This is a genomic window from Rhizobium esperanzae (assembly GCF_002204185.1).
In the GTDB taxonomy this organism is placed as follows: Bacteria; Pseudomonadota; Alphaproteobacteria; order Rhizobiales; family Rhizobiaceae; genus Rhizobium; species Rhizobium esperanzae.
Genome location: NZ_MXPU01000018.1, coordinates 72619 through 90260 on the forward strand (window position 1 = coordinate 72619; position 17642 = coordinate 90260).

The window sequence follows — 17642 nt, forward strand, 5'->3', positions numbered from 1 at the left end:
CTGGTTTCGCACGATTTTCGATTCAAGAGGAGAATTTAAAAATTTTCAGCCTGCTTCATATGGCAGGCCGGAAAGGCTGTTGAGCACTGTTTTCATTCACTAATCGATTGCGCCTGACCGTTTCGACGTGGGTCATGCGATCGACGGCGGCAGCACATAGCCGGCTGGCGACGGCAGGTGGATCACGGATCTTGTGTCGGCGGCATTCGCCGCCAGGACCAGCTGATAACCACCCGGTTCGGCCCGGAAGGCGCCGACCTCAATATCGAAATAGGCCAGATCGCGCGGCAGAACCTTCATGACGGCCGTGCCTGTTTCGCCGGGTTGCAGCGAGAGCTTTGCGAAGGCGCGCAGTTCCTTGTCCGGCCGTGCCACTTTCGCCTTCGGCGAGCGCACATAGAGCTGAACCAGCTCCGAGCCTGGCCGGTCGCCTGTATTGGTGACGTCAATGCTGACGGTTATGCCTTCAGGATCCATTTCTCCTGCGGAGAGTCGCGGTTCGCCCCAACGGAAGCGGGTATAGCTAAGGCCGAAGCCGAAGGGGAAGAGAGGTTCGACGGCGCTGATATCGTGATGGCGGTAGCCGACGAAGACGCCTTCGGCATAATGCACATGCCCGTCCTTACCGGGATAAACGGCAGGATCGCCTGTGATGGCGGAATTGTCGGCAAGCGCTTTCGGGAAGGTCTGCGGCAGGCGGCCGCCCGGCTCGGCGTCGCCGAACAACACATCGGCGACGGCGTTGCCGAGTTCCTGACCGGGATACCACATTTGCAGCACGGCGCGGACCTTGCCGAGCCAAGGCATCTCAATGGGGCCGCCGGTCTGCAGCACGATCACGGTGTTGGCGTTGGCGGCTGCGACCTTCTCGATCAGTTCTTCCTGCCGGCCCGGCAGCCGCATATCGGGCAGATCAAGCCCTTCCGTGTCCCACTCGCCATCGCGGCCGACGAAGAGCAGTGCCACATCGGCATTGCGGGCGCATTCGACGGCGGCCGCGATATCGGCGTCGCCGAGCGGCTTTTCGACACCGAAACGGACGGCGATGAGGTTGATGCCTTCCTCGCTCGCCATGGACGGTTCATATTCGACGGTGATTTCGTAGGAACGGCCCGCTTCGAGCGTCGCCGCGCCGCGCTGTTCATCATTGGCGGTGCCGAAAATAATTCTCGCCGCGCGTCCAGCCCTCATGGCCGTCGACCATGAGCCTGCCATCGACGAAGAGCCGCGCCAGCCCAGCATTGGTCATGCCGAAGACATGTTCGCCACTCTCCTCCGGTGCATACTGCATCACCATCCGAGCGGAGAAATCGGCGGGGTCGAGTTCTTCCGACGGCAGCTCGAACCAGAAGAATTCGCCCTTGTCGACGGTCTCGACATGAAGCGGATCGCCGCTGCAGCCGCGCCCCTTGAAATATTCGACGGTGATCTTTCCCTTGAACACGTCGATCAGCCGGTTATGGCGGCAGCCGACCGCGTGGCTGATGCTGTTGGCATTGGAAAGGGCGGCGCGAATGCCTTCGAGCGGGCTCACCGTGTAATGCGCTGCGATCTGCGCGCTGCCGCCGCCCATGACACGGGCGGTGGCGGCATTCGGTCCGATGACGGCGATCCGGTCGAGCGACGTCTTGGCAAGCGGCAGCATGCCGTCGTTCTTGAGGAGCACCGCGCCTTCGGCGCCGAGACGCCGGATCAGCGCCCGATCTTCCGGCAAGTCAACCGCCCGCTCGGCAAGATCGGGTTTGCTCTTAAATGCGCCGACCCTCTCGAGCAGCAGCAACATGCGCCGTGCTGCCGCACGCACCGTCGCTGCTTCCACCTTGCCCTCGCGCACGGCTGCAACCAATTTCTCGCCGCGGTCGCGCGCCGGGCCGGGCATTTCGAGATCGAGGCCGGCATTGATCGTCTCGGCTGTCGAATGCGAGCCGAACCAATCGGACATGACGATGCCGTCGAAGCGCCATTCCTCGCGCAGCACCTTGGTCAGCAGCCAGTGATGCTCACTCGTATAGGTGCCGTTGAGGCGATTGTAGGATGACATGACCGCCATGACGCCGGCGCGGCGCACCGCCTGCTCGAAGGGCGGCAGATAGATTTCGCGCAACGTCCGCTCGTCGATATCGGACGACATGGTCTGCCGCTCGATCTCGGATTCATTGCCGGCGAAGTGTTTTATGGTCGCCGCGATCCCCTCACCCTGCACGCCTTCGATATAGGCGACGGCGAGTTCTGACGTCAGCATCGGATCTTCGGAATAGCATTCGAAATTGCGGCCGTTGAGGCCGGATCGATGGATATTGACTGTTGGCGCGAGCAGCACGGCCGCTCCCTTGCTCTTTGCCTGGCGCGCGAGGGCAACCCCCATCTGCTTGACGAGATCGGGATTCCAGCTGGCGCCGAGCGCGATGGCGACGGGAAAGCAGGTCGCCTTGACGCCGGCGACAAGCGAGCCCGCGCCGCGGGCGCCGTTCGGACCGTCCGTCACCTTGATCTTCGGCACGCCGAGACGCTCGACAGGCACAGTCGTCCAGAAATCGGCACCTGACAGCAAGGAGACCTGTTCTTCGAGCGTCATCCTGTCGAGAATGGAATCGATCATGCAAACCTCCCGTTCGTTCAAAGACTGCCAGCATCGCGCCTGTTAAACCTACCGATTACTCGGTATTTTTAAGATGTCAAGCTGACGGACCTGATGTAAGAAAGAAGCAGAGGAGATATCGGCCAGAGCATTGCGGATCGGCGCATCGCCGTTAAAAGAGCCGACCGGAGAAACGATGGCAGAACAGAAGGTGGAACAGCAAGAGAAACGACGGCGCCGTTCCCGCAAGGGAGAAGAGCGCCGCGCGGAAATCCTAGCGGCGGCGATGCGGCGCTTTGCCGAGGACGGCTATCAGAATGCCGCGATCGGCGATATCGCCCGGGACATCGGCCTGTCACTGCCCGGCCTGCTGCACCATTTCCCGACAAAGGTCGATCTGCTGCTCGCCATCCTCGCCAAGCGCGATGTCGATAGCGCCGATTTTATCGGGCACTATCGCTCGGATGTCAGCGGCCTGCTGAAAGGCATGGTCGAAATCTTCCGCCGCAACGCCGGAATGATCGAGGTCATCCGAGCCTTCGCCATTCTGAATGCCGAGAGCCTGATGAAGGACCACCCCGCCAAGGCGTGGTTTCTCGCTCGCACCACTGAGATGCAGAACGATATCGCCGCGACCTTCGAGCGGGCGATCGCCGATGGCTCGATCGACAAGAGGATCGACAGCAAAACGATGGCCGCCGAACTGATCGCGGTGATGGACGGCCTGCAGATGCTGTGGCTGCGCGATCCCGATCGCTTCGACATGATCGGCGGCCTGGAGGCCTATGTCGGCCGCCTGCTGGCGAGCCTCGGCTTGGAGGGCTGAAGCCCCTCTTCATCGAAGCGCGCAAGCCAGATCATGATGCGGCTGACGGCTTCGTGGTATCTTTGCCCGACCAGCAAGCCTGTATGCGTCGTGCCCCAGAGACAAAGATACTCGCCGCCGATGTGCCGTGCCATCGCCTGCCCTCGCCGGTCGGCGGCGGCGTCGTTGACAGCCGAGATGACCAGGCTGGGGCAGGTTATCTTGCCCCCGTCGACGGAAATCCCCTCGGCTCCGAAATGGAAGGAAAAGGCACCGAAGGCTCTGGCGGATTCCATGGACAGGTACTTCCGCTGGAAGGCGATATCGTCGGGTGTTTCGTCGGGGCTGGATTGCTCGTCACGCACCGGCGCGGGAATAACGACGCCAGGTATCTCAGGCGCAAGATCCTGGTAGGGTACTTTGTCATGCACCTGCCTGGAGATGCTGGAATCGATCAGTACCAGCCCGGCAATGCCAACGCTTTCCGCCAGTTTCTGACTGAGGATTCCACCCATGCTGAAACCGATCACAACAGGAGCGACGGCACATTCCCCAGCGATTGCGGAAATCGCCTCACGAATGTCGTCCAGATAGTGCTCGAATTCGACCTTCGTGAAATCCACCGACCGGCTTTTGTAATGACCTCGCAGATTGATGCAGTAGGAGTCCCATCCAGCCGCCATGAAGTGCGGAATATATTTGCTCCACATCCAGCTGCCGGTGAAGGCGCCATGAATGAAAAGCAAGGGCGGTCGATCGGCCTCATCCAGGCGGTTGCTCCCAGGAAAGATTTCAAGGAACAGGTCGTTCTCGCCAATGTATCTTGTCCTGTGCTCCGGTAATTCTTTCGCGTAGTCCCGCATGCCATCCACTCCTTGATCTCGGCAGGCGCATCCTTCCGGCTTTCGAGACAAAGGATATTTGTTATGCAATATTGGTCAATTCCGGTGCGTGGACTTACATAAAGGACAAAATGTCTCCAATCGGATTTTGCCATGGATAGTCTCGCGAGCGTCTTCGCCTTCGTTTATGCGGCCGAACAGCAGAGTTATGTCGCAGCCGCCCGCATTGCCGGCGTCTCGCCGTCTGCGATTGGAAAGGCGGTGGCGCGTCTGGAAAGCCGGCTCGGCGTGCGGCTCTTCAACCGAACGACCCGCAGCATCAGCCTGACGGATGAAGGGGCTGTTCTCTACGAGCGCTACAAACGCATCATCGACGATATGCAGGACGTAGAGGCAACCCTGTCGAAAAGCCGGGAAAGCCCGAGGGGGCGCCTGCGCGTCAGCGTCCCACATATCGTCGGGCATCATCTCGTGATGCCGATGCTGCCGGCCTTTGCCGAGCGCTTCCCGGAGATCGAGCTCGATGTGGATTTCGAAGATAGGGTCATAGACCTGGTTGCGGAAGGTCTCGATGTCGTGGTGCGCAGCGGCGAACTTGCCGATGCGCGGCTGATCGCCCGCCATCTCGGCGAGCAGCATTTCGTCGTGTGCGGCAGTCCCGATTATTTCGAGCGCCGTGGACGGCCTGAGACGCCAGGCGATCTCTTCAGGCATGCCTGCATTCACTTCAAATATCCATCCAGCGGCCGCGTCGCGCCCTGGGCATTCAGCGCGCCGTACGAGCGACTGCTTCTGCCGAAAAGCCTAACATTCAACAACACGGATGCAGGGCTGCGGGCAGCACAGGATGGTTTGGGCCTCGCCCACCTGCCCGTTTATGTCGCGGCATCGCACATGCGAGCGGGAAGGCTGATCCCCGTCCTCACCTCCTTCATGGTGCCCTTCGGTTCACTCTCGCTCGTCTGGCCGTCCAATCGCCAGCTTTCGCCCAAAGTCCGCGCTTTCGTGGATTTCGTCGTCGAGAACTGTGCCGCCCGAGCCGACGCTTTTCGACCGGCAGCCAGCCTGTCGCGCTGATCCGCTGGCGCGCCATATCCGAAGCGGGTGCACTTTCCCTACTCACAAGGCTGGGGGCTTTGAAGCTCAGCCGCAGTTCCGGCTTGGTTTTGAATCGGAGCCGGCACTTGCTCCGCCATTGAGTGCCATTGGCCGATCTGAACGCGCCGTTGCGATCGATGCGGATGATGTCCGCGGGATGCGCGCATCCGTCGTGGCCAGCCAGCGGTCTGCCGAAAAATACGCCCTGGTTCTTGCCTGCGATCCTGGTGCTGCCTTGAGGCCTAGAGCAAAACTAAATCTGTTTTCGCTGCCGGCTTCGCGCGTGAAGCTGAGATAAGAGCCGAATCGATCGGCTTCGACATCGCGAAGGCTTTGGATCGACGCAAGCGCATCTTCAAAATCTCGCCAGCACACCTGCTTTACAATGATCTCGAAAATGCGCAGCACTTCAGGGGCGAGAAGTCCCTCAGCATCAATCTTGGGTCCGACGATCTTGGCGCGGATCTCAACAATATTACCGGTCTCATCTCCACGAACCCTGAGGAAGGTCGAGCTGAGCGGCCGCGCCTCGTCCCGTTCATAGATGCGCTGAAAATAACACTCATAATCGCGATTGCGCATCGATGCGGCTTTCCATTCGCTCACCTCTATGCCCGCCTCTCGAAGAGCGCCGCAAATATTGGCGCCCGAGACCAACCACATCCGCAGAAACTGACTTGCCAGGTCGAGCTTTGGGAGCTCCATCAGATGCCGCGATATCGATATCGTCGGACGAGGAGAAGAAGCAGCCGGATCAGAGCGGACGGCTAAGCGTGCGGAAGGGGCAGCCTTGTTGGACGCTCGATCTTCAAAATCTTCGGTCGGAGCTTCGGATCGGCGGATGTCCATGTAAGAAACGGCAATGGTTGCAACAACCATGGCGAGTACCAACAGTGCTGACCGACGTAACGAGCGCCGGTTGCTCAGCAACGGGAACTTCCAGCGCGGGGATGGGCCGTCGCTGGAAGAACCGGCTGAGAATAATTTATTCACTGCGTTGCCTCGCAAGCTTGCGACCAGCGGCGTCGGTCGGCGCCTGGTCAATCCCCGTGGCCAATCCTTTGAGGCGAGCAATGATGTGAAAGCGCTACAGCTGGCTCACCTTCGAAACCGCGATTTTGATGTCGAGTGTATCCAGCGTCAAGCAGGAGCCCTGAAACGGCTGCGCCCCAAAAGAAAAGCTCGCCTATGTCGCCGATCTCTTCGGGAAATTACTTTCCATCAAGCCATTCCTGCAGCTCCGCCTCAGCGCGTTCTAGAGCGCTGTAATTCAGAAGTTTACGCAAGAAAGCAATCGTGACAGCGCGGGCGCGGAGATTGAAGCGGCCGTCCTCGTGGTCGTCGCCAGCCGTCTGATAGACGTCGAGCTTGTCGTAGAGCTGCTGCAGGCGGTTCTGCACGCTGCGCAGCGACAGGCTCCGGCGTTTGGCGATCGCCCGGTCAGTCAGACCGAGGGCTATGTCGACGAGGATCTCGTATTCGGAATCGGTGAAGCCGTTGGTCTGACCGAGGCTCTTCTGCTGCAGACCACGCACTTCGCGGTCGATGACACACTGGCTCTCGATGAAGATCGAGCGCAGCGCAAGCTTCAACCGCTCGTCGGAGGCGGATTTCAGCACATAGCCATAGGCGGCGCCATCCGGCACGATGCGCGAGACACCGCGCACATAAGCCTCATCCGAATAGTTCGACCAGAACAGGATGCGGGTCTCCGGCCGCTCCTTCCAGATCGTGCGCGCCGCCTCGATGCCGTTGCGGCTCGCCATCTGCAGATCCATGACGATATGCGCAGACTTGTGGTCGCGGGCGAGCTTCTCACCGACGGTTCCGTTCTCCGCCTCGATCACCGTGTCGCATTCCGGCAGGGCGGCGTTAACAGCCTCGTGCAGGTAGGACCGGTGCAGCGGGTCGTCCTCGACGATCAGAACTTTCATCGTGTCTTTCTCCTCAGTCTGGCTCGCGCGCCGTGCCGTTCGGCGCCAGCGGCAGCACGACGCGCACCGCGGTCCCGCGATTGTTATGGCCGGGGCCGATCGTGAAGCGCGCCGAGATAAGCCGCGCGCGGGTCTTCATATTGTCGATGCCGCCGCCGATCCGTCCTCGCGTCTTGGCAAGGCCAGCCCCATCGTCGGAGATTTCAATCGACAGTTGCTCGTCGTCGGCTTCGAGCCCCACCATGATCGCCAGCGGGGCGGCATGGCGCACGGCATTGTTGATCGCTTCCTGCGCGATGCGGAACAAGGCGACGCTGACGGTCGGCTCCAGCCTTTCCAGCGCGCCGTTCGTCTCGTCGACAAGGCCCCATTCGATGCCCGATCCGGTATCGCGGGTCGATCGGTCGAGATGATGCTCGATCGCCTGCGCGAGGCCGAACAGCTGGAGCACGGAGGGTTTTGCCTGTTCGATGATCTGCCGCAGATCCTGCATGCAATGCTGCAGGGAACGCGAAACGGGTTCGAGCGCCTCGGGCGTCACCTCGCCGTTACGCGACAACCGATCGATCCGCCGGGCGAGCCGCGTCAGGTCGGCAAGCGTCTGGTCGTGAAGGTCCATGCCGATCCGCTGGCGTTCCTGCTCCAGGGCTTCGGTCAGCTTCAGGGCGCCCTGACGCAGCCCCTCCTCGCGGGCGCGAGCTTCGGCCTCCACGATCGCCGAGCGTTGCGCCTGCTCGGCCGCCTGCAGCGCGAAGAAATAGGGCGTCAGCAGATCGGCGATGATGCGGGCGCGCTCGACATCTTCCATCGTATAGACGCCCGCTCTGTGAGAAGAGCAGGAAAGTGCTGCGATGATCGTGCCCTGCACCTTCATGGGAACATGCAGCCGGCTCCTCAGCGATTGCTCGACAATCGGCCGCTTGAAGGCGCCCTCGAAATGAAAGCGCGGATCTTTCATGGCGTCGTCCGAGAGCAGAAAGTCGACCTCACCCCGCAGGAGAGAGCGGATGGGGCTGTTGATAACGGGCGCACCGGCAATCTCGCCCCAGGCGGTCTCGATGCCCGTCTCATAGGCCGTGTGATAGTTGCCGCCTTCGAGCAGCACGCAGACGTCGAGATGGTCGTGCGGGATAATGTGGGCGACCTCGGCGGCGACGGAACGGATGGCCGAGCGGAAGTCGAGCTGGCCCGCGAGCAGCCGCGAAATGCCGAGATAGTGGTCGAACAGGGCTGCCGGTGCAAGATGCAGCATTGTCAGTTCCTCCCGCCACGACAGACTCCTCAACCTGTCGAGATCATATCCCAGTAAGCGCCCGCAAGTGGGCCGCCGTCTTGCGTAAACCCGCAGCTTGTCGCGCAAAACCCGCAAACGAGTTGCTGCCTTGCCCCTGTACAGGTCGGCCGATCTCCCGCATCCTGCCCTTACTGAGAGGAGGAAGCTCAGTTCAAGAACAATTTTCACTCGAGGCCCGCTTGAGCCGGCAGGAGTGAAGCGATCCGCCGACCGGCGCGATCATGAGGGAGGAAGAGATGACAATCCGTAAGATGCTTCTGGCATCGGCCGCTATTGCTTGCGCCGCCATGCCCGTTTCCGCCTTTGCCGACACGTCGGCCAAGAAGATCGCCCTTTCCAACAACTACGCCGGAAACTCCTGGCGTCAGGCCATGCTGACGAGCTGGGGCAAGGTGACGAGCGAGGCCGTAAAGGCTGGCGTCGTTGCCGCCGCCGACCCTTTCACCACCGCCGAGAACCAGGCGACAGAACAGGCGGCGCAGATCCAGAACATGATCCTGCAGGGCTATGACGCGATCGTGCTGAACGCCGCCTCGCCGACGGCGCTGAACGGCGCCGTCAAGGAAGCCTGCGACGCCGGCATTACAGTCGTTTCCTTCGACGGCATCGTGACGGAACCCTGCGCCTGGCGTATCGCCGTCAATTTCAAGGAAATGGGCCGCAGCGAGGTCGAGTATTTGTCGAAGAAGCTGCCCGCTGGCGGCAACCTGCTCGAGATCCGCGGCCTTGCCGGCGTCTTCGTCGACGACGAGATCTCGGCCGGCATCCATGACGGCGTCAAGCAGTTCCCGCAGTTCAAGATCGTCGGCTCCGTGCACGGAGACTGGGCGCAGGACGTGGCGCAGAAGGCCGTTGCCGGTATCCTGCCGAGCCTACCCGATATTGTCGGCGTGGTGACGCAGGGCGGTGACGGTTATGGCGCCGCGCAGGCGATTGCCGCGACCGACCGGAAGATGCCGACCATCATCATGGGCAACCGCGAAGACGAGCTGAAGTGGTGGAAGGAGCAGAAGGACGCCAAGGGCTACGAGACGATGTCGGTGTCCATCGCGCCTGGCGTCTCCACCCTCGCCTTCTGGGTCGCCCAGCAGATCCTCGACGGCAAGCAGGTCAAGAAGGATCTCGTCGTGCCCTTCCTGCGCATCGACCAGGACAATCTGGAAACGAACCTCGCCAACACCCAGGCCGGCGGCGTCGCTAATGTGGAATACACGCAGGCAGACGCGATCAAGGTCATCGAGTCGGCAAAATAACTCTCCCGGCGACTGCCGTGGGCGAAAACGCCGCGCGGCAGTCCTTCCGAGCAGATGTGGCGGGTAGCATGGATGAGGTTTTGAAGGCGGTGATCGCCGTCGATGGCGCCAAGGTGAGTTTCGGCGCGGTCAGGGCGCTTGACGGCGTCACGCTCCGGGTCATGCCGGGCGAATGCGTCGGGCTGGTCGGGCACAATGGAGCCGGCAAGTCCACCATCGTCAGCGTCATCAACGGCGGCCTCACGCCTCATGAAGGAAGTGTGGCCAGCGATGGCGAGCGGCTGGAGCGTTACGGCATTAATGCGGCGCGCGCCCGCGGCGTACGCTGCGTCTTCCAGGAGCTGTCGCTCTGCCCCAATCTCTCCATCGTCGAGAATACACGCATCATGCATCGCGATCTCGGCGGCTTCGGCTGGCGCAGACGCGCCGCAAGAATTATCGAGAAGAGCCTCGATGCGGTCTTTCCTGGCCACGGCATCGACAGCGACCGGGCCGTCGGTGATCTCTCGATCGCCGAGCGGCAGATGGTCGAGATAGCGATGGCCTTTTCCGACGCCGGCATTGCGCCGCGGCTGGTGATTCTCGACGAGCCGACCTCCTCGCTCGATGCGAGCCTCGCCCGCCAGATGCTCGACCATGTCCGCCGCTTCGTCGCAGCCGGCGGCTCCGTCATCTTCATCTCGCATATCCTGCACGAGATTCTGGAAACCTCCGACCGCATCGTCGTCATGAAGGACGGCCGCGTCGTTGCCGAACGTCCCGCCTACGGTTTTGACCATCACGGCCTTGTTGAGGCCATGGGCACGGTTGCGAAGGAGGAGATGGGCCAGCGCCCGGTGCGCGAGCAAACCACCGCTCCGCTCATTCTGTCCCATCAGACGGTGGGCCGCACCTTTTCAGCCCGCAAGGGCGAGATCATTGGGTTGGCGGGGCTCGCCGGCCACGGGCAGACTGAGCTCCTGCTTGCCCTGCATGCAGCCCAATCCGGAAATTGGCTGCCTGAGCGAGATCCGCTCGTCACCTTCGTCGCCGGCGACCGCCGCCTGAACGGCGTCTTCGAACTGTGGAGTATTCTGCGCAACTTCTCCGTCGCCTCGCTCGGTGACCTGTCGCGACGCGGCCTCATTCTCGCGGACGAAGAGGAGGCCAAGGGTGCGGACTGGAAGCGGCGGATCGAGATCCGCACGCCCGATATGGAAAACCGCATCCTGTCGCTTTCCGGCGGCAACCAGCAGAAGGTGCTCTTCGCCCGCGCCCTTGCCACACGCGCGCCCATCGTCCTGATGGACGATCCGATGCGCGGTGTCGACGTCGGGACCAAGCAGGAGGTTTACGCCATTATTCGCGACGAAGCTTCGCACGGCCGCACCTTTATCTGGTATTCGACCGAAATGGACGAGGTGCGCCTCTGCGACCGCGTCTATGTCTTCCGCGAAGGCCGCATCACCGCCGAACTCGCCGGCGACGCCGTCAACGAGACGAATATCATCGCCGCCTCCTTCGAAGGGGTCGCCGCATGACGGCCCGGCTCTCGTCCGACGCCATGCGTCTTGCCATTCCCGCTTTGTCGCTGACCCTGCTGCTCGCCGCCGTCTTCTGGCTGCAGCCGCGCGCCATGAGCTATGTCGGGCTCAACCTGCTGTTCAATCTGGCCGTGCCGATCGCACTTGCGACGATCGCGCAGATGCTTGTCATGGCGGTGAACGATCTCGATCTGTCGATGGGCACCTTCGTCAGCTTCGTCGCCTGTGTGAGCGCGACCTTTCTGCGCGATGACCCGGCGACCGGCATCCTGATCCTTGCGGGAGCGATCGCGGCCTATGCGGGCCTCGGCGTCATCATCTACCTGCGCGACCTGCCGTCCATCGTCGTCACTCTCGGCATGAGCTTCGCCTGGGGTGGCCTTGCCGTTCTATTGCTGCCGGCGCCGGGCGGGCAGGCGCCGGATTGGGTGCGCTCTCTGATGACCGTCAAGCCGCCGCTGGCGCCGATGGCGATCGTCGCCAGCATCATCATCGCCGCCGTCGCCCATCTTCTCGTCATGCGGTCTTCCCTGGGCGTGCTGATCCGCGGCATCGGCGGCAACCAGCGCTCAGTCGAGCGGGCCGGCTGGTCGATTGTCGGGGCGCGGGCCATCGCCTATGGGCTTGCCGGCTTCTTCGCGGTGCTTGCCGGCATCGCTCTCGTCGGCCTCACCACCTCGGCCGATGCCAATATCGCGCTGCGTTATACGCTGCTGTCGATCGCCGGCGTGATCCTCGGCGGCGGCGAGTTCATCGGCGGCCGCGTCTCCCCTGTCGGCGCCGTCATCGGTGCGCTGACGCTGACGCTCGCCGGCTCATTCCTGTCCTTCCTGCGCATCTCGCCGGATTGGCAGATCGGAGCCCAGGGCGCGATCCTGATCATCGTGCTCGCGCTGCGCCTGATGCTGAACCGCCTGGAGAAACGGGAGAAACGCCGCCGATGACTCCCCTTCTCAGCCTTTTCGGCAAACCCTGGATCTGGTCATGGCTTGCCGCTTTCATCGTCTGGTTCCTGACGATCATGGTGACGCTTGGCGCCAGTACGCTCGGCCTGTCGCAGGCGGCACTCACCTTCGCCGCCTTCTCGGCGATCGTCGGCATCGGCCAGATGTTCGTCATCACGCTCGGTCCCGGCAATATCGATCTGTCGGTTCCCGCCACCATGACACTTGCCGGCACGGTGGCGCTGAAGCTGATGAATGTCGAAAACGGCTTGATCCTGCCCGGTCTTCTTGTCGCCATCCTCATCGGCCTCGTCGTCGGCCTCGGCAACTATGCGCTGATCAAGGCGCTGCGCATTCCGCCGATCATCGCCACGCTTTCCGTGAGCTTCATCGTGCAGTCCGCGGCGATCTGGACGAACCGCGGCTTGCGCATCAAGCCGCCGAGCATGCTTGCGGAATTCACCACCTCGAACACGCTCGGCGTGCCGAACGTGGCGATCGTGGCGCTCCTCATCTCGCTTCTCGCCTGGTTCCTGCTCCATAAGACGATCTACGGGCGATGGATCTCGGCGATCGGCCAGAGCATGCCCGCCTCACGCATGGCCGGCATTCCGGTCGACGGCACGCGCTTCGTCACCTACCTCTTCTGCGCCGTGCTTGCATCCGTCGCGGGCTACCTGCTAGCTTGCTTCTCCGGCGGCGCAGCACTCAACATGGGCTCGGAATATCTGCTGACCTCGATTGCCGTCGTCGTGATCGGCGGCACGGCGGTGGCCGGCGGCGATTCCAACGTACCGGGCATCTGGGGCGCGTCGCTCTTCATGTTCCTGGTCGTCTCCATGCTCAATACCTATGGGTTCGGCGCAGGCGTCCGCCTCATCATGACCGGCCTCATCATCATCAGCGTGATCATGTTCGCCGGCGGTCGCCGGGCCGGCATGCGATAATCAGGAAGACCGCCATGGCCGAGGCCAGCATCTACGAAATCCACGACGCGCGCTTCCGGCAGTTGATCGTCACCAGCGCCGGCCTCGACGAACTCTATTCGGGCTGCCGCTGGGCGGAGGGTCCTGTCTGGTTCAACGATGCCAACCAGCTTCTGTGGAGCGACATTCCAAACCAGCGCATACTGCGATGGACGCCCGAGGGCGGCGTCTCCCTCTACCGGCAGCCATCCAACTTCACCAACGGCCACACGCGCGACCGCCAGGGCCGGCTCGTCTCCTGCGAACACGGCGGGCGCCGCGTCACGCGCACCGAGACCGACGGCTCGATCAGCGTGCTCGCCGACCGTTTCGAAGGCGCACGGCTCAATTCGCCGAATGACGTGGTGGTGAAATCAGACGGCACGATCTGGTTCACCGATCCGACCTACGGCATCATGTCGAATTATGAGGGCTATCAAGCCGAGCCCGAGCAGGCGACGCGCAACGTCTATCGGCTCGATCCGGCGACCGGTAAACTTGCGGCCGTCGTCACGGATTTCATCCAGCCGAACGGTCTCGCTTTCTCGCCTGACGAGATGATCCTCTACATCGCGGACTCGGCAGCAAGCCACGACGAAAGCCTGCCACGTCACATCCGCGCCTTCGACGTGATCGATGGCAGCAGGCTCGAAAACGGCCGCGTCTTCTGCCACATCGACAACGGCATTCCGGACGGCATCCGGACCGACGTCAATGGGAATCTCTGGTCGAGCGCCGGTGACGGCGTGCACTGCTTCGATCCGGCAGGCAAACTGATCGGCAAGATCCGCATCCCTCAGACCGTCGCCAATCTCACCTTTGGCGGCCCCGGACGCAACCGTCTGTTCATAGCCGCAACGCGCTCGCTTTATTCGGTCTATGTTGCCACGAGCGGTGCTCAAAGGCCGTGAGCCGGTGATAGCCACGTTCACGAGAGCCAAGCCGGGCGGGTTGAAAGCTGCCGCTCACATCGCCGAACTGATTGCCGTCTACTTAAGATGCTGCGGATAAGACGATAAGGATCGAATCAGGTCTTTCCGCTTGCTGACCGTTATCCGGAGTCATCGGACCTCGCTGACAAACGCCCGCCGCATCGCGCGGCGGTGCGTCATCTCGTAAATCAGAGTCAGGCCCTGTGCAGCCTCCAGGTCCGGATCTCAAAGGGCATGATGTCGGCGGGGCCCTTGCGCTCCATCGGCTCTTCTAGAATGTTGAGCGGCTGCGATGCGCTCCATCCGGAAGGCAGGCCGATGGAAAGCCGGCCGCGGCGGCCCGCCGGTTCGTAGAGGCGCAGGATCAGGCCCTCGCCCTCTTCCGCCGGCTTCAGGCCTGAGAAGGCGACGGGAATACCGTCAACGGCGAGCGGGGCGAAGGTGCCGGCCAAGAGGCCGCTGGCTTCCGCCGTGACAAGCGGCTGGTTCAGGTCGAGCGCCTCGTCGAGCACCCCGCCGTCATGCCAGGCGCCCTCATGCGGCATCAGCGCATAGGTGAAGCTCTGCTCGCCTTCATCGGCCAGCGGATCGGGATAGATCGGACCGCGCACCAGGCTCATGCCGATCACATTGCCGCGGGCGCTGTGGCCGTATTTGGCATTGTTGAGAAGCGCCACGCCGAAGCCCGGCTCGCTGAGGTCGACGAAGCGATGGGCGGCGGCCTCGAACATCGCCTGCTCCCAGGAGGTATTCGTATGCGTCGCCCGCTCAACCACGCCGAAGGCGCATTCGAAGGTCGCCTTGCGGGCCTTGACGTCGACCGGGTTCAGGGTGCGCAGCAGGGTGCGGCGGTCGTGCCAGTCGATGGTTGTTTCGATGTCGAGCCGCTTCGAATTGGCCGTCAAGACGTAGGTCTGCGTGACACTCGAATGCCGGTAGCGGTGAACGACGCGGATTGCCGCGCGGTGCGGGCCGCTTTCGACGAGGCTGATGCTTTCGGGCGCCTCGAGCCGGACGCCCTTTTCCGCATAATCGGCGTCGACATCCCAGGCATCCCAGTTGCGCGGCTTATCGGCCGGATAGATCCAGAGCTGGTTGGCGGAGCCATCGACCGCTTCGCGGCCGCTCGCCTTGTGGATGAGACTGGCAACGGCTCCGTCCTTGCCGATGACGACCGAGAGATGATCGTTCTCGAGGCGATCGGTGCCGGCCTTCAGCCCACCCGCCGGCGTCAGTGCCTGCCTGTCGAAGACGGCGACCGACAAGGGAGCGACGATCTCGGCGGCCGAAAGCGTCGTGCCGCCGGCAAGTGTCGCGCTCACGGGCCGCGGCGCAAGTGAGGGATTGACGACGATGAGCGCGTCAGTGACCCCGCCTTTCGGCAGATTGGCCGAAAGCGCCTGCAAGGCCTTGGCCTGCTCGGCCTTGGCATGGTCGATGACGCCGCCGAGTTCCTGCTCCGCATCCTGATAGACTTCGCGGATGCTCGACCCTGGCAGGATGTCGTGGAACTCGTTCTTCAGCACTACGCGCCAATCCGCCTCCAGGCTTTTCGGCTTTTCGGCGCCGAGCATATGGGCGAGCGAAGCGAGCGTTTCGGCGGTGATCAGCGCGCGTTCGGCCTGGCGGTGCTTGCGCTTGACGCCGCTTTGCGTCGTCAGCGTGGCGCGGTGCAGTTCGAGATAGATTTCGCCGTCCCAGACGGGAAGCTTCTTCTCTGAAGCGCTGCGATGGGCCTGCTCGTAGAAGCCCTTGACCGTACCCCAGCGGGCCTGCGGAATGGCGGGAAAATCGCGCAGTTGCACTTCGCGCTCCACCATCTCGGGCGTCACGCCGCCGCCGCCGTCGCCGTATCCGACGGCGAGAAGCGAAGCGTGATGCTGCGTCTTACCGCGGAAATTCTTCCAGGTCGGCAAGTAGCAATCGGGCTGGACGAAGCCGTTATAGCCCTGCATCGGATTGTCGAAGGTGTGGGTCAGCACCTGGCTGCCGTCGAGGCCCTTCCACCAGAAGAGATCGGAGGGGATATGGTTGGTCTCGCTCCAATTGACCTTGATGGTGAAGAAGCTGTCGATGCCGCCCTGTCTCAGGATCTGCGGCAGCGCGCCGGAGAAGCCGAAGCAATCCGGCAGCCAGCAGACGGTGTGGCGCGCGCCGAAAGTTTTTTCGAAATAACGCTGGCCGTAGAGCACCTGGCGGGCGAGGCTTTCGCCGGTCGGCATATTGGTGTCGGGCTCGACCCACATGCCGCCGACGGTTTCCCATTTGCCCTCGGCGACCTTCTTCTTGATACGCTCGAGAAGCTCGGGATCTTCTTCTTCCATCTGCGCGTAATAATGGGCGGTCGACTGATTGAAGCGGAAATCCTCGGAGCGCTCCATCAGCGACAGCGCCGTGTTGAAGGTGCGCCGCATCTTCCGCCGCGTTTCGCGATAGGGCCAGAGCCAGGCGAGATCGATATGAGCATGGCCGGTCAGCACCAGTTCGCCATTCGGTGGGAAGCGCTTCTGTAGCTCCTTCAACCGCACCGTCAGGGTCTCGAAGGCAGAAGCCGCCGAAGCGCTCTGCTCGTCGGAGAGACCAGCCGGATCGGATACAAGCTCCGGCAGCTCCCAGATCTTCTGCTGCATGACGGCGCCCGACGTGCGGGAGATGTAGGCCGCCGTATCCGACGGCCAGTCAAGGCTGCGCAAGGCCTGCTCCGCGGCGCCGAGCAGATGCGGCACAACCTCATGCTCGCCGAGCGCGCCAATCGCCTCGGCGATCTGCTTCAGGAGAAGATGCAGGCGGTGAACGGGACCGTCGAGCCAGATCAGCCGGGCTTTGTTGAGCCTCGGAGCGCGGTTGGGCTCGCCGAAGGGAAAGCGAGCGACGCTTTCCGTCGCAATCGAGAAGCGGCGCCCTTTCACCGGGAACTCCTGGTGATAAGGATCGAGGCCGAATGTTTCGCTCTGGCCATCGGGATAGCTGAGCGTGATCAGGCTCTCGCCACCGAGATCGAGCTGCAGGCGAATATCTTCGAGCCGCCAGTTCGCCGGCGCTTCGGCGCTCGCAGCAAAATTCACGACACCGTCACGATGCGGCCAGTGCTGGTGATGGGCGATCGGCTCGCCCTCGAAGGTCCAGCCATCGATCGTGCTGCTATGCCGGTCCCGCCAATGCGCGAGCTCGGCGATCCGGACCTTCAGACTGTCGAGGCGTTGGGCGATGGTGAGCGGCATGGCTTATCCTGTTCAAAAATCGGCGGCGCGCGATCGAAAATCATGGCTTTGGGAGATGAAGTGATGCGATAGGATCTCGAATGCAGGCCCCTCCTCCCATCAGGTCCTGTCGACACTTAGATTAAGTAACTTTGATTTGGCGTCAAGCCGCAAAAGATCTTCTGTCCGAGATCGCCGATCTGCTAGTCTAGCGAAACTCTTTGGCTGGGGCGGCGTTCAGGAGCCGGGATGTCTGCGCGTCCGATCAGACGAA

Annotated in this window: 12 protein-coding genes and 1 pseudogene; 7 read left to right on the forward strand and 6 right to left on the reverse strand. The window is 62.4% G+C overall.

Translation table 11 applies throughout. From position 1 onward, the window contains the following. Positions 1-132: 132 nt before the first annotated feature. Positions 133-2599: pseudogene (locus B5E41_RS23680) on the reverse strand (glycoside hydrolase family 3 C-terminal domain-containing protein). A gap of 175 nt (positions 2600-2774) precedes the next feature. On the opposite strand from B5E41_RS23680, the gene B5E41_RS23685 reads away from it, so the two are divergent. Next, complete coding sequence (locus B5E41_RS23685) at positions 2775-3404, forward strand: TetR/AcrR family transcriptional regulator (RefSeq protein WP_088396305.1); 630 nt, start codon at positions 2775-2777, stop codon at positions 3402-3404. Here the strand turns inward: B5E41_RS23685 and B5E41_RS23690 are convergent. Then, positions 3362-4246 (reverse strand): alpha/beta hydrolase, encoded by an 885-nt coding sequence (locus B5E41_RS23690; RefSeq protein ID WP_088396306.1) that lies wholly within the window; start codon positions 4244-4246, stop codon positions 3362-3364. The two genes, B5E41_RS23685 and B5E41_RS23690, sit on opposite strands and share 43 nt — an antisense overlap. A gap of 132 nt (positions 4247-4378) precedes the next feature. Here B5E41_RS23690 and B5E41_RS23695 point away from each other — a divergent pair, with 132 nt between their 5' ends. Continuing rightward, positions 4379-5302 (forward strand): LysR family transcriptional regulator, encoded by a 924-nt coding sequence (locus B5E41_RS23695; protein WP_088396307.1) that lies wholly within the window; start codon positions 4379-4381, stop codon positions 5300-5302. 66 nt (positions 5303-5368) lie between these two features. Here the strand turns inward: B5E41_RS23695 and B5E41_RS23700 are convergent, their stop codons facing one another. The 3 genes from B5E41_RS23700 to B5E41_RS23715 form a co-directional block, all read right to left on the reverse strand. After that, on the reverse strand, positions 5369-6202 hold the full coding sequence (locus tag B5E41_RS23700; RefSeq protein ID WP_245303140.1) for a DUF6030 family protein: 834 nt from the start codon (positions 6200-6202) through the stop codon (positions 5369-5371). Between the two features lie 332 nt (positions 6203-6534). Next, entirely contained in the window at positions 6535-7257 is a 723-nt protein-coding gene (locus B5E41_RS23710) for a response regulator transcription factor (protein WP_064807889.1), read from the reverse strand. A gap of 13 nt (positions 7258-7270) precedes the next feature. Then, complete coding sequence (locus B5E41_RS23715) at positions 7271-8509, reverse strand: GAF domain-containing sensor histidine kinase (protein ID WP_088396310.1); 1239 nt, start codon at positions 8507-8509, stop codon at positions 7271-7273. Positions 8510-8787: 278 nt separating this feature from the next. Between B5E41_RS23715 and B5E41_RS23720 the strand changes: the two genes are divergently transcribed. The 5 genes from B5E41_RS23720 (at position 8788) to B5E41_RS23740 (ending at position 14147) form a co-directional block, all read left to right on the forward strand. After that, positions 8788-9804, forward strand: coding sequence for an ABC transporter substrate-binding protein (locus B5E41_RS23720; protein ID WP_064812959.1), 1017 nt, complete (start codon positions 8788-8790; stop codon positions 9802-9804). A 68-nt stretch (positions 9805-9872) separates the two neighbouring features. Next, complete coding sequence (locus B5E41_RS23725) at positions 9873-11324, forward strand: sugar ABC transporter ATP-binding protein (RefSeq protein WP_088396311.1); 1452 nt, start codon at positions 9873-9875, stop codon at positions 11322-11324. Continuing rightward, positions 11321-12271, forward strand: coding sequence for an ABC transporter permease (locus B5E41_RS23730; protein ID WP_088396312.1), 951 nt, complete (start codon positions 11321-11323; stop codon positions 12269-12271). The genes B5E41_RS23725 and B5E41_RS23730 overlap by 4 nt, the downstream gene beginning before the upstream one ends. Next, a complete protein-coding gene (locus tag B5E41_RS23735; protein WP_088396313.1) occupies positions 12268-13218 on the forward strand; it encodes an ABC transporter permease in 951 nt (316 codons plus the stop codon). Before B5E41_RS23730 ends, B5E41_RS23735 begins: the two co-directional genes overlap by 4 nt. Before the next feature lie 14 nt (positions 13219-13232). Further along, on the forward strand, positions 13233-14147 hold the full coding sequence (locus tag B5E41_RS23740) for an SMP-30/gluconolactonase/LRE family protein (protein ID WP_088396314.1): 915 nt from the start codon (positions 13233-13235) through the stop codon (positions 14145-14147). Between the two features lie 215 nt (positions 14148-14362). Here B5E41_RS23740 and B5E41_RS23745 read toward each other — a convergent pair whose 3' ends face one another. Further along, the gene (locus tag B5E41_RS23745) at positions 14363-17389 is read right to left on the reverse strand and encodes an alpha-mannosidase (RefSeq protein WP_088396315.1); all 3027 of its coding nucleotides are present in this window, start codon (positions 17387-17389) and stop codon (positions 14363-14365) included. Positions 17390-17642 lie beyond the last annotated feature (253 nt).